The organism is Frankia sp. AgKG'84/4 (genome assembly GCF_023242965.2).
Lineage (GTDB): Bacteria > Actinomycetota > Actinomycetes > Frankiales > Frankiaceae > Frankia.
The window spans coordinates 1-12,421 of the sequence record NZ_JALKFU020000015.1 but is presented as its reverse complement, the minus strand read 5'-3'; the positions used below and the strand labels follow the sequence as shown (position 1 = coordinate 12,421).

The window sequence follows — 12,421 nt, the reverse complement described above, 5'->3', positions numbered from 1 at the left end:
ACAATATGGCGGCGCGAACGACGTAATCTCTGGTCGTCTCGGCCCGTTCAGTCCTGGAAGGTGACGACGCCCCGGAGAATGGTGCCGGCGGCCTGATCGGCATATCCCTCGTTGACCTGGTCGAGCGTGTACGTCCGCGTGACCATCTCGTCCAGCTTGAGTCGGCCCCGCCGGTACAGGTCGAGGAGGAAGGGAATGCGCTCGCGCGGACTGGCACCGCCGTAGATCGAGCCGACGAGCGTCTTGCTCATCATCGCGAACGTGAACGCGTTGAGCTTAACGTCGATCTCGGTCAACGGCGCGATGCCGGTGAGGCAGCACACGCCGCCCTTGCGGGTCAGCTTCAGCCCGGGCTCGATCATCCAGCCGTGCAGCACCGAGGGCGAGAGGATCACGCGGTCGGCCATCACGCCTCGGGTGATCTCGGCGACGGCCGGCAGCGCCTCGTCCATCGACGCGAAGGTGTCCGTCGCGCCGAAGATCTTCGAGGCTTCGCGGCGGCTCTCCAACGGGTCGACCGCGAGGACGCGCGACGCGCCGGCGATGCTCGCCCCCTGCACGGCGGACACGCCGATGCCGCCGACGCCGACGACCACCACGACGTCGCCCGGGCGGGTTCCCGCCCGGTCGACGGCGGAGCCGTAGCCCGTCGCCACCCCGCAGGAGACAAGGGCGACCGCGTGCCACGGGATGTCAGGGTCGACCTTGACGACCGACTGCTCGGAGAGCAGCTGCTTCTCGCTGAACGCACCGAGCTGGCTGAACCGCGCGAGCGGCGTGTCACCGATGCGGTGGGCGATCCGGTTGTTGGCCATCATCCCGACGTTGAAGAGCTTCGCGCCCTCGTCGCACAGGTAGGACATTCCCCGCGCGCACCACGTGCAGCGGCCGCACGCGGGTACGAACGAGAACGCCACGTGGTCTCCCGGCGCGACACTGGTGACGCCGGCACCCACCTCGATGACCTCGCCGGCGCCCTCGTGACCGCCGACTAAGGGGAAGTGCGGTACGGGCATGTCACCAGTACGCACATGCTCGTCGGAATGACACATTCCGCAGGCCTTCATGTCGACGAGGACCTCGCCCGGCCCGGGGGCGTCGACGTCGACCTCCTCCACCTTCCAGTCCTGGCCTGGTTCCCACATCACGGCGGCGCGTGTCTTCATGGAAGCTCGTTACTCCTCTGCGAAACGGAAGGCGGGGCCGCATGGCGGTCCGGCTGTTCGAGGTCACCGGGCGGGGGGAATGATGGTCTGGGTCTCGAGGTACGCGTCCAGACCTTCGCGGCCGAGTTCGCGGCCGAGCCCGGACTGCTTGAAGCCGCCGAAGGGGTTCAGCAGGTCGATCACCGCGCCGGAGTTGACCGCGACCGAGCCGGTACGGATGCGCTTCGCCACCGCGGTTCCGCGCTCGGCGTCGCCGGTCCAGACCGAGCCGGAAAGCCCGTAAGGCGAGTCGTTGGCGATGCGAACGGCCTCGTCCTCACTGTCATAGGGCAGCACCGACAGCACCGGGCCGAAGACCTCCTCCTGCGCGATGCGCATCCGGTTGTCGACGTCGGCGAACAGGGTCGGCTCGACGTACCAGCCGCGCGGGAGGTCGGTGGGACGGCCGCCGCCGCAGACCAGTCGGGCGCCCTCGCTGACACCGGAGCCGATGAGTCCCTCCACCCGGGTGCGCTGGCGCTCGGCCACGAGCGGCCCGACGACCGTCTCCGGGTCCGCGGGGTCGCCGACCTTGATGGCCTCGATCGCGCCGGCGAGTGCCTGCACCACCTCGTCGTGACGGCGCCGCGGCACGAGCAGGCGGGTCTGCGCGACGCACGCCTGCCCGCTGTTCATGAACACCGCCGGCAGAAGCTGCGGGACGACCGTGGCGAGGTCGGCGTCCGCCAGCATGATCGAGGCCGACTTGCCGCCGAGCTCCAGCGTGCATCGTTTGAGGTGCTCGCCGCAGATGGCGCCGATCCGGCGGCCGACGGCGGTACTGCCGGTGAACGACACCTTGTCGACCCCGGGATGGCGGACCAGCGCCTCGCTCGCCGCGGCGCCGGCCGTGACCACACTCACGACACCGGGCGGCAGCCCGACCGCGTCGAGTACCTCCGCCAGCAGGTAGCCGGTGAGCGGCGACTCGGGCGCCGATTTCACAATCATGGTCGAGCCGGCGGCCAGACAGGCGCCGAGCTTCATCGAGATGATGAACAGCGGCACGTTCCACGGCGCGATGGCGGCGCTCACCCCGACCGGATGCTTCACGACCCGGGACATCCCCAGCAGGCCCGGCCGCTCCTCCTCGAAGGGGTACGTGTCGAGCAGGCCCGCGAACCCGTCCAGGACGAACGTGGACGCATAGGCGTTGCCCATGAGGGCGAACCCGTTGGGGGAGCCCATCTCCAGGGTCGCGGTGTCGGCGAACTCCTGCGCCCGGGCCTTGATGGCCGCGCTGATGGAGCGGATCACCTCGGCGCGGTCCTTCGGCGAGGTGTGGGGCCACGGGCCCTCGTCGAAGGCCCGGCGGGAGGCGGCGACAGCGCGATCGACGTCGTCCTCGTCGGCCTCCGGCACCGTCGCCACCAGCTCCTCGGTGTGCGGGGAGAGGACATCGATCGTGCGAGAGCCGTGGGCGGACACCCACTCGCCGCCGATGTACAGGGTGTCCTTCGTGATGGTCATGCTTCCTCCTTCACCCGGCGGGTCCACGCCCGCGGGCCGCGGGTCGGCCTCAGTGGACGAGCCGTTCGGCACCGGCCCAGTAACGAGCGCGCAGTGCCTTCTTGTCTGGCTTGCCCAGGGGGCTGACCGGGATCGCGTCGACGATGTCGATGGACTTCGGCGCGTGGTGCGAGCCCTTGTGCTGGCGCACGAGGGCGATGAGCTCCGCGGTGTCCACGGTGTGGCCTGAGCGGACGACCACGACCGCCTTCACCGCCTCGCCCCATTTCTCGTCGGGGACGCCGACGACGGCGACCGCCGCGATCGAGGGATGCCGGGAGATCACGTCTTCGATCTCGCGGGGAAACAGGTTGAAACCCCCCGAAACAATCATGTCCTTCTTGCGGTCGACAATCGTCAGGAATCCCTGCTCGTCCGCACGGCACACATCACCGGTGTGCAGCCATCCGCCGTCAAGGGCCTGCGCCGTCTCGGCCGGCTTGTTCCAGTACCCCCGCATCACCAGCGGGCCGCGTACGCACAGTTCACCGGGCTCGCCCTCGGCGACCTCATTGCCGGCGTCGTCGAGCAGCGCGACATGGGTCCAGGGTACGGGCCGACCGCAGGATGTCAGCCGCGCCAGGTCGTCGACGAGGTGTTCCTCCTTGCGCAGGACGCTGACGGTCATCGGAGCCTCGGTCTGCCCGAAGAACTGGACGAAGATCGACCCCAGCTTCTCGATCGCCTCCCGCAGGCGGGTCGGCGATATCGCCGACCCCCCGTAGTAGATCGACTGCAGGCTGGACAGGTCGGTCTGGGCGAACCGAGGATGATCAAGAAGTGCGTAGATCATCGAAGGGACGAGCATCACGGTCGTGATGCGATGGCGTTCGATCGCCTCGAGCACGGCGCCGGCCTCGAACGTCGGCAACACGAACATCACCGCGCCCTGCAGCTGCAACGGCACGAAGATCGACGATCCGGCGTGGCTGAGCGGCGTGCACACGAGATGGCGGACCTCCTCGGGCCACTGCCACTCCGACACCATGATCTGCGCCATCGCGGCGCTGCTGCGGTAGGTGGCCATCACGCCCTTGGGCTTGCCGGTGGTGCCGCCGGTGTAGGCGAGGGCCGAGATGTCCTCGCCGTCCACCTGGGGAGCCACGAGGCGCTGTGGCGTGAACGCCGCCGCGAGGCCGATCAGGTCCTCGCCGACAGGCGCCTCGCCGTACGAGAGCAACCGCAGACCGGGAAGGCGCCTGCCCAGCTCCTGAACGTGATCGGCGAAGCTCGGATCGAACAGCAGCGCCTCGATACCAGCGTCCTCGAGAACGTAGGCGTGGTCCTCGAGCGAACCGAGCGGATGTAACGCGGTGTTCCGGCACCCGGACACCATCACCGCTCCCATGGAGAACAGCACCTCGACGCGGTTCTTCGACAGGGTCGCCACACCGGCACCCCGTTCCAGGCCGCGGGCCTGGAACGCCTGCACATAGCAACTGATCTTCTCGCGCACCTGCGCCGACGAAAGTGTGGCGTCGCCGATGTGCACCGCGGGTCGGTGACCGTTCCTCTCCAGCGCCCTGATCAGCAGATCAGGCAGAAACATCGGACGGTACAGGTCCTTCATCGCTCGACATCCTCTCCGCGGTGACGCCACCAACGACTGTTTCGTCGACAACTTTCGCCTGACGAAAGGCTGTTATCTACGCCGGAAATTCGGAGTTCGCTTCTCGGCGAACGCCTTCGGGCCCTCCTTGGCGTCCTCGGACGCGAACACCGCCCGGCTTCGCTCCAGCTCGCGCGCGAATCCCTCGTCCTCGGTCAGGCCCGACGACTCCCGGATCGTCGCCAGGATCGCCTCGACGGCGAGCGGGCCGTTCGCGCAGATCTGATCGGCGATCTCACGCGCCACGGCGAGCGCGGCACCGTCGTCGACAACCCGCCCGATCAGCCCGATACGCTCGGCTTCCTCCGCCGAGATGTGCCGACCGGTCAGCAGGATCTCGGCCGCCTTGGTGTAGGAGATCTGCCGAGGAAGGCGCACCGGTGAACCCATGTTCGGGTACAGCGACCAGCGCGCCTCGGACAGACCGAAACGGGCGCCGCGGCCGGCGACCCGGATGTCCGTGCCGAGAAGGATCTCCGTTCCACCGGCGACGCAGACCCCCTCGACGGCCGAGATGATCGGCTTCGACGGCCGGCCGATCTTCAGGAAGCCCCGCTCGACGTACCGCGGGTCGACGATCCGCCGTCGGGCGAGGTCGTCGGCACCGTCGTCATCCGGGTCACCCGCCATGGCCCGCAGGTCGGCGCCCGCCGAGAAGTTCCCCTCGGCCCCCGTGATCACGATGCAGCGGATGTCGTCGTCCGCGGCGGCCTCGGCGCACGCGTCGACAATGCGGGCGAGCATCGTGCTGGTGATGGCGTTCAGCCGCTTGGGACGGTTCAGGGTGAGTTGCAGGACCGCACCGTCCCGCTCGACCAGCAGGTGGGGCATGCCTGTCGTCACTGGTGGACCGCCTGCACGCCGACCGGTCGGGTCGGGGTGAAGCGCACGGGCACGCTCTCGTAGCCGCTGACGAAGTTCGCCGCCCGGTGTTTCGGCTCCTCGTCGTTGACCAGAGCGAGGTCGGGCAGCCGGTCGAGGAGCCGATCGAGCACCACGCGCAGCTCGAGGCGGGCGAGGTTCGCCCCCATGCAGTAGTGCGCGCCGAACCCGAAGGCCACGTGTTCGTTCGGGCTGCGGCGCATATCGAACCTGTTCGGCTCCTCGAAGACCGCGTCGTCGCGGTTGGCCGACGGGTAGAGCAGGAGCAGCGTGTCGCCGGCGGCGATCGACTGACCGGCGAGGTCCACATCGGCGGTCGCCGTGCGGGCCATGTTCTTGATCGGGCTCACCCAGCGCAGCATCTCCTCGATCGCCGAGGGGATCAGAGCCCGGTCGTCCCGGAGCGCCGCCCAGTTACCGGGCGCGCGTAGCAGCTCGTAGACACCGCCGGAGATGACGTGGCGGGTCGTCTCGTCACCGCCGTTGAGGATCAGCAGGGACTCGCTGATGATCTCATTGTCCTTGAGGCGGTCGCCGTCGACCTCGGCGTGTACCAGAATGCTCATCAGGTCCTCGGTCGGAGTTTCCCGCCGGGAGTCGATGACCCGCTGGGCGTAGGCGTAGTACTCCATTCCGGCCTGCGCGGCGACCTGCATCGCTTCCTCGTCGCGCTGCCCGAGCGCGCCCATCATGGCCTCGCTCCACCGCAGCAACTTCTCGCGGTCGGCCGGGTCGACCCCCAGCTCGTCGGCGATGACGATCAGGGGAAGCCACGCGGCGATGTCCCACACGAGGTCGCACTCGCCGCGCTCGCACACACTGTCGATGATCGTGTCGACCGTCTGGCGGATCGATGCCTCCTTCCGCCCGACCCGCCGCAGGGTGAAGCCCTTGTTCACCAGCTTCCGGCGCTTCTGGTGCTCCGGGTCGTCCATGTCGATCATCATCGGCATGGCGTCCTGGTCCGGTCGGATCCCGCCAGCGTTGCTGAACAGCTCTCGGCGGCTGGCGACGTGCTTGAGGAGTTCGTAGGTGGCGACCCCCCAGACTCCGGTGCGCGGGTCCCGCCACACGGGTGCGTTCGCCCGAAGCCAGGCCAGCTCCTCGTGCGGATTGCGCCCCCAGAACAACCCATCCACAAGATCGATTCGGCTTTCGATGTCCTTCACTCGCCCTCCGGGCTGGTGTCTTTGCCTTCGGCCTGCGGGAACCGCGGCTCGGCGGCCGTTGGCGTCGTCTCGATGGCGGCCCACGGCGTCGCCGTCCTCTCGCGTACCTGGCCGCGGCGCCCCCCCCGCCGCGCGAGCGACCGCTGCTCGGGACGCAAGCTGGATGCTCTGTGGGCGGCGCTCTGGTCGCGTGGAGCCACCATGCTTGCTCTCTTCTGATTGCACATGATCTGAAATATGTAACTTGAGATAGGGTTATGCCATGGGACCGCGAAAGTCAACCGGCGTTGGGGCGTAGAGGCTGGGGCGGCTCGCCGCCCAGGGACGACGGCGAGGCGCGTCAGCGGATCCTTGACGCGGCCGTCCAGTGCATCGAGCGGCAGGGGCCGGCGCGGACCACCCTGTCCGGCGTCGCGCTCGAACTCGGCATCACCCGGCGGACCATATACCGCTACTTCACCAGCACCGAGGACCTCTTCGGTGGGGTGGCCGAACTGGCGTTGGATGACTGGATCGCGCGGACGCGGGCTGTCGCTGGAGGGGCGGAGAACCCGACCGACCTGGTGGTCGAGGCGGTTGCCTTCATCATCGAGCAGCTACCGAAGGAGTTGTTCCTGACGCTGCTGCTCGCCAGCGGACGGGCGGAGCTCTTCAGCCGCCAGATGTTGACGTCGACCAGCATCGCGCGATGCCGGATGATCCTTGTGGACACCCGCGTCGACTGGGCCGCTCTCGGCTACGAAGACCGAGAGTTCGACGAACTCGTCGAGCTCCTGCTACGGATCATCCAGTCCATGGTGATCGCCCCGCCGGAGCAGCCCCGCTCCGGCGACGAACTCCGCGGAATCCTCCGACGGTGGATCGGGCCGGCGCTGTCCACCGTCGGAGGATGCGGCTCACGGCGATCCGAGTCGAGCTGAGGCCTGCGGCGGCTGAGCCGCGAGCGCGGGGACGCTCGCTCTCCTTGCCAGGGGTTTTTCGCGGGGGGCGACGCTGCGGCCCGCCTCAACCTTCTTGTTGGTCATTGTTCTTCTTGTTGGTCGTTGTTCGAGCGGATCTTGGTCTTCATCTGGTCGAGGTTCACCAGGACCGGGAGGCCGCTGACCGACAGCGCGTTGCCGTGCCCGGTCTGGTGGACGTCGAAGACCGACTGGATTGCCGCGTAGAACCCCTGCACGTCCAGCGTCTGGTTGACCGCCCGTTTGGCCTGCCGAAGCCCGAACGACGGCATCGTCGCGATGTGTGCGGCCAGTGCCCGCGTCTCGGTGTCCAGCGCGGCCCGCGGCACCACCCGGTTGACCATGCCGACCTGCTCGGCCTCCTGTGCGGTCAGGGCCCGGCCGGTGAAGAGGATTTCCTTCGCCTTGCGGGGGCCGAGCTCCCAGGTGTGCCCGTGGTACTCGACACCACCGATTCCCATCGCCACCACGGGATCCGAGAACAGCGCGTCCTCTGCCGCGATGATGAGGTCGCACGGCCAGCACAGCAGCAGCGCACCGGCTATGCACCGGCCCTGCACGGCCGCGATCGACGGCTTCGGCACGTTCCGCCAGCGAAGCGAGTACTCCAGATAGCGGCGCGCCTCGACCTGGTAGATCGCTTCAAGCGTCAGCTTCGCCGGCTTGCCTGGCCCTTTCAGGTCATGACCGGCGGAGAAATGCTTTCCCTCGGCCCGCAGGATGATGACCGCGACCTCGTCGTCCGTCGCCGCCCGAGTCCAGGCCGCGTCGAGCTCGTCGAGCAGCTCCATGTTCTGGGCGTTGGCGGCCTCGGGCCGATTGAGCGTGATAGTCGCGATCCGGTCGGCGACTTCGTAGAGAATGTACATGTCAGCTCCTCGGCCAGCCGCCGTCGTGTGCCGCGAGGATCAAGACGTTCTCGGTCCTCGCGGCGGCTCATGCGTTCGAAGCGGCTTGCCGGCGTGGCGCCCGCCTCCGAGCGTGGTGCTTCGGTCAGCCGAGCATCACTCCGCCGGCGTCGACGACGACCGACTGGCCGGTGATGGTGCGGCTCTCGTCGCTGACGAGGAACAGCGCGGCGTTGGCGACGTCGGTCGTCGTGGAGATGTCGCGCAGCGCGACTCCGGACAGCACCTTCGCCCGCTGCTCGTCGTACTCGACGCCCTGCTCACCGGCCGTCCGCCGGACCCAGTTCTGCCACAGCTCGGTGTCGATGCTGCCGGGCACCAGGCAGTTGCAGCGAATCCCGTACGAGCCCACCTCGTTGGCGACGCCCTTGGTGAAGGCGCGTAGTGCCGACTTCGCGGTCACATAGTGGGTCTTGCGGGGCATGCCGGCGAAGCTCGCCGTCGAGGAGAAGTTGAGGATGACGCCCGAGCGGCGTTCCATCATCGACTGCCTGAGAACCTCACGGGTACAGAGCATCGCCGCCGTGACGTCGATACCGATCGTGTGGTTCCAGTTCTCGAGGGTCTGTTCCCAGATCCAGGTGTCCTTGCCGGGGGCGGCGGCGTTGTTGCACATGATGTCGACCTGGCCGAACTCGGCCACGGCACGGGCGACCATCGCGACCACGTCGTCCTCGTTGGTCACGTCCGCACGCATCGCGATCGCGTCCGGCCCACACGCGGCCGCGGCCTCCTTGACCAGCTCCTCCCGCCGGGCCGTGAGGAGCACCTTCGCGCCCTCGTCGACGAAGAGCTTCGCCATCACGGGCCCGAGGCCGGTGCTGGCACCCGTGATGATCGCGACTTTCCCAGCAAGGCGTCCGGTGCTCATCGAGCCACCGCCCCGAAGAACTGCGGCACGACGCCGGCAAGCAACTCCCGACCGGCACCGGTGCCATCAAGCAGGCGGTTCGTCCGACGCCGCACTCCCCAGCCGTCGTCGCCGCGCGTCAGGTCCCAGTGCGCCACGCTCACCCGCCACAGGTAGAAACGACCGTTCGTGTCATCCCGGCGCATGATCAGCGAATAGGTGACCGCAGTGGCCGTGTCACCATCGATATCGATCAGGGGCGGGCTGGCCACATGGGCGACTCCGGCGTGGATCAGACCCTGGTGCCCCTCGGTCCGCAGCATGGCCTCCACGGCGGCGCGGCCGTCGTACGGTGCGCCGTTCGCGTCCCAGTCGTAGACGCCATCCTCCTGCCACGCGGACGCGGCCAGATCGACCAACCCTGCGTCGGCCGCGGGACCATACGCCAGGATCAACCGCCTGATCGCCCGCTCATCCTCAACGGCGCGTAGCCGACCCTCGAGTGCGGCTAGATCTTCCGCGACCCCCATGAGCACCTCCCCATTCCACGGCGGCGCAGCCACCGCGCAGATCGACCCACCCCGCGACGGGACTGCGCATCGCCCCGCGCGGGAGCGGTCCATCAGCAGCCGTCAGAGCCGGAGTATATGAATATTGACGTCAATGTTTAAGTTCATGTGAGTCGGGCGCCAACTCGTCCCGCGATCCGCGGAGCGGAGCGTACCGCAGGATCGGACACCGTCCCACCGATGTCCGATCCACCGCCACAGGGGACCGAAACGGCCGCCCCCACGCCCGCAGCCCGACGTGGCGCGCCTACCCCCAGGGGGTACCAGGGTAGCCCGTCATCGCCGCTCGACGCCGGTGACGGGACCCGGCGCCACGTGGCGCTCGACGAACGAGGATCGCGCGGAGTCACTCTCCGTACACCACGCCGCTGGACGTGACCTGCGACCAGCACGGCGCGGCTGCCAGCGCCGGCCGTGGGCTTCTCGCTGGTCAGCCGCTCCAGGCAGCCCACTGGATCATGGATCGTAGAGGCCCGGCGAACAACGGCCGTACGTCTCCCGAGGCCCATCGCCGCTCGATGGTGGGAGTCAGTCGTTTCGTGGTCGCCAAGGGGTCGTCGTCGAGGTAGACGACGGTGATGTACTGCGGTCCGCCCTGGCAGGCGGGGTCCAGCCGCCAGAAGTCGGTGGAGCCGTACTGCCAGGCGCCGGCGACGCCGGGCGTCTGGAGCAGCGCCGGGTAGTGCTGGGCGTGCAGCCACTGAAGCCAGCCGGAGACGTCGTCCGTCACCGGCTCCTCGATGATCATGAGGATGCCGCGGTGCGGTCGGAAGGGCACGACCTCCGGGGAGATCAGTGCGCGTGGCGCGGCGTACCAGCGTTGCAGCGCCAGCAGCCGCAGCTGCAGCGAGGGGCGACGTTCGGGGAAACGTCCGGCCTCGGCGAGGCGCAGGCCGAGTTCCAGGAAGTCGTCGTGGGTCTGTTGGACGGGGTCGCCGACGAGGTAGTTCACGATGTTGCCGACGTCGGCCAGGGGGCCACTGCCGGCGATGCGGGCCTGTCGGTACTCGTCCTCGGCGATCCACCGTGTCGCGTGGACGAGCCCTGGTAGCTGATACTGCTCGGGCATGTGGTCGAGCAGGTGCCAGCGCAGGTAGCTGCCGTCGTCTCCGGGCGGCGCTGGCTCCGTCGCGCTGAAGAACGCTGCCTTCACTCGGATCATCAGGCCGCCTCCATTCCTCGGTGTCGCACGCTGGCGCGCGGTGCGGGTCATCCTCCCGCGGGATCGGACGTTCGCGCAAAAATGTCCGATCCCCGGGTGCGCTCTCGTCCCGAACCCGAGGGCGGCTTTGTCGTCGACTGTCCTATATCTCGATACCGATGTCGATATTGACTTTTGGCTTCCGGCTGTGGAAGGGTTGCCTTCTGCCGTGTGGGGCGTAGGTCCGGGCGGTGGCTTGTGCCGCTGCGGATGGGGAGGTACACGTGGGTGCTGTTGAAGATCTGGCCTCGCTGGCGGCGCGGCTGAGACGCGTTGAGGACGAGCTGGCGATCAGGCGGCTGATCCTGTCGTACGGTCCCGCGGCCGACGCGGGGCTCGTGGACCTGGCCGCGTCGGTGTGGCGCGAGGACGGTAGCTACGACTGGGACGCGGCCGGTGCGCCGTACGAGGGGCGCGCCGCCGTGGCGGCCATGCTGAGGGCCGACACCCACCAGGGCCTGATCCAGGCCGGCGTCGCCCACGTGGCGGGGCCGCCGCTGATCGACCTTGACGGTGACGCGGCGACCGCGATCACCTATTCACTGATCATGCGCCGGGATGCCGCGGACGGCCGGTACTACCTGTGGCGGGTGAGCGCCGCCCACTGGGAGCTGACCCGCGACGGTGATGTCTGGGCGGTACGACGCCGGACCAACAGGCTTCTCGACGACACCGGCGCCGGCCGGAACCTGTTGAACTCGGTCGTGCGCGAGATGTCCGGGGCGGCCGCCCGATGACCACGGGACGCCTGGCCGGGAAGGTCGCGATCATCACCGCAGCGAGTACGGGTCCGGGGCCGATGATGGCGACGCTGCTTGTTCAGTCGATCGTCGTCGACGCTGGCGGGGTGATGCTCGGATGAGTGCGACACCAGCCCTGCGGCTGTCGGTCCCCAGCCCTGTCCTGACGATGCTGCCCGGCGCACACGCCCGCTGGGAGGAGACCGCCGGCATCGAGGAGGTCGCCCGCATAGCGCAGGCCGCCGACCGGCTCGGCTACCACCACCTGACCTGCAGCGAGCACATCGGCGTCCCCGCCACCGAGGCGGTCCGCCGCGGCGCCCGCTACTTCGACCCCCTGGCGACCTTCGGCTACCTCGCCGCCCGCACCGAACGCATCATGCTGGCCACCAACGTGCTGGTCCTCGGCTACCACCACCCGCTGGAGATCGCCAAGCGCTACGGCACCCTCGACGTGATCAGCGGCGGACGGGTGATCCTCGGCCTTGGCGTCGGCACGCTCAAGGAGGAGTTCGACCTCCTCGGCGCGTCCTTCCCCGACCGCGGGGCCCGCGCCGACGACGCGCTGCGCGCGCTGCGGGCGGCACTGTCGCAGCCGATCCCCGCCTACCAGGGCGACTACTACACCTTCGGCGGGCTCGTGGTCGACCCGTGCGCCGTGCAGGAGCGGCTGCCCCTGTGGGTCGGCGGGCGGACCCTGCGGTCGCTGCGGCGGGCCGCCGCGCTGGCGGACGGCTGGTGCCGGGTGAGTCCCACTGCGTGGTGTAGATCGGGAGCGGCTGGTTGATCGTCCGGGGTGCGGGTGTGTCGCTCCGAGACA

Annotated in this window: 13 protein-coding genes; 4 read left to right on the top strand and 9 right to left on the bottom strand. The window is 68.8% G+C overall.

What is annotated here, in order from left to right; all coding sequences use genetic code 11:
• Nucleotides 1-47 precede the first annotated feature (47 nt).
• From MXD58_RS02715 to MXD58_RS02695, 5 genes are all read right to left on the bottom strand, one after another.
• Complete coding sequence (locus MXD58_RS02715) at nt 48-1,166, bottom strand: NDMA-dependent alcohol dehydrogenase (RefSeq protein WP_248840997.1); 1,119 nt, start codon at nt 1,164-1,166, stop codon at nt 48-50.
• Nucleotides 1,167-1,229: 63 nt separating this feature from the next.
• Complete coding sequence (locus tag MXD58_RS02710) at nt 1,230-2,675, bottom strand: aldehyde dehydrogenase (protein ID WP_248819880.1); 1,446 nt, start codon at nt 2,673-2,675, stop codon at nt 1,230-1,232.
• Between the two features lie 49 nt (nt 2,676-2,724).
• Nucleotides 2,725-4,263, bottom strand: coding sequence for an AMP-binding protein (locus MXD58_RS02705; protein WP_250609009.1), 1,539 nt, complete (start codon nt 4,261-4,263; stop codon nt 2,725-2,727).
• A gap of 93 nt (nt 4,264-4,356) precedes the next feature.
• Nucleotides 4,357-5,154 carry a crotonase/enoyl-CoA hydratase family protein gene (locus MXD58_RS02700; RefSeq protein ID WP_248840999.1) on the bottom strand — a complete coding sequence of 266 codons (798 nt, stop codon included), beginning with the start codon at nt 5,152-5,154 and terminating at the stop codon, nt 4,357-4,359.
• An 8-nt stretch (nt 5,155-5,162) separates the two neighbouring features.
• Nucleotides 5,163-6,374, bottom strand: a complete 1,212-nt coding sequence (locus MXD58_RS02695) for a cytochrome P450 (protein ID WP_248841000.1) — start codon at nt 6,372-6,374, stop codon at nt 5,163-5,165.
• Between the two features lie 287 nt (nt 6,375-6,661).
• On the opposite strand from MXD58_RS02695, the gene MXD58_RS02690 reads away from it, so the two are divergent.
• Nucleotides 6,662-7,294, top strand: coding sequence for a TetR/AcrR family transcriptional regulator (locus tag MXD58_RS02690; RefSeq protein ID WP_248819890.1), 633 nt, complete (start codon nt 6,662-6,664; stop codon nt 7,292-7,294).
• A 101-nt stretch (nt 7,295-7,395) separates the two neighbouring features.
• On the opposite strand, the gene MXD58_RS02685 is transcribed toward MXD58_RS02690, so the two are convergent.
• From MXD58_RS02685 to MXD58_RS02670, 4 genes are all read right to left on the bottom strand, one after another.
• Complete coding sequence (locus tag MXD58_RS02685) at nt 7,396-8,202, bottom strand: enoyl-CoA hydratase (protein WP_248819892.1); 807 nt, start codon at nt 8,200-8,202, stop codon at nt 7,396-7,398.
• Between the two features lie 124 nt (nt 8,203-8,326).
• Nucleotides 8,327-9,112, bottom strand: a complete 786-nt coding sequence (locus MXD58_RS02680; protein ID WP_248841001.1) for an SDR family NAD(P)-dependent oxidoreductase — start codon at nt 9,110-9,112, stop codon at nt 8,327-8,329.
• Nucleotides 9,109-9,621: a nuclear transport factor 2 family protein gene (locus MXD58_RS02675; protein WP_248841002.1), complete on the bottom strand. Its 513-nt coding sequence runs from the start codon at nt 9,619-9,621 to the stop codon at nt 9,109-9,111. The genes MXD58_RS02680 and MXD58_RS02675 overlap by 4 nt, the downstream gene beginning before the upstream one ends.
• A gap of 469 nt (nt 9,622-10,090) precedes the next feature.
• On the bottom strand, nt 10,091-10,822 hold the full coding sequence (locus tag MXD58_RS02670; RefSeq protein WP_248819898.1) for a hypothetical protein: 732 nt from the start codon (nt 10,820-10,822) through the stop codon (nt 10,091-10,093).
• 263 nt (nt 10,823-11,085) lie between these two features.
• Here MXD58_RS02670 and MXD58_RS02665 point away from each other — a divergent pair, with 263 nt between their 5' ends.
• The 3 genes from MXD58_RS02665 to MXD58_RS02660 are packed head-to-tail and all read left to right on the top strand — an operon-like array spanning nt 11,086 to nt 12,388.
• Nucleotides 11,086-11,598: a nuclear transport factor 2 family protein gene (locus MXD58_RS02665; protein ID WP_248819899.1), complete on the top strand. Its 513-nt coding sequence runs from the start codon at nt 11,086-11,088 to the stop codon at nt 11,596-11,598.
• Nucleotides 11,595-11,723 carry a hypothetical protein gene (locus tag MXD58_RS30060; RefSeq protein WP_283098436.1) on the top strand — a complete coding sequence of 43 codons (129 nt, stop codon included), beginning with the start codon at nt 11,595-11,597 and terminating at the stop codon, nt 11,721-11,723. Before MXD58_RS02665 ends, MXD58_RS30060 begins: the two co-directional genes overlap by 4 nt.
• On the top strand, nt 11,720-12,388 hold the full coding sequence (locus MXD58_RS02660) for a TIGR03619 family F420-dependent LLM class oxidoreductase (protein WP_248841003.1): 669 nt from the start codon (nt 11,720-11,722) through the stop codon (nt 12,386-12,388). Before MXD58_RS30060 ends, MXD58_RS02660 begins: the two co-directional genes overlap by 4 nt.
• The last annotated feature ends 33 nt before the right edge of the window (nt 12,389-12,421 follow it).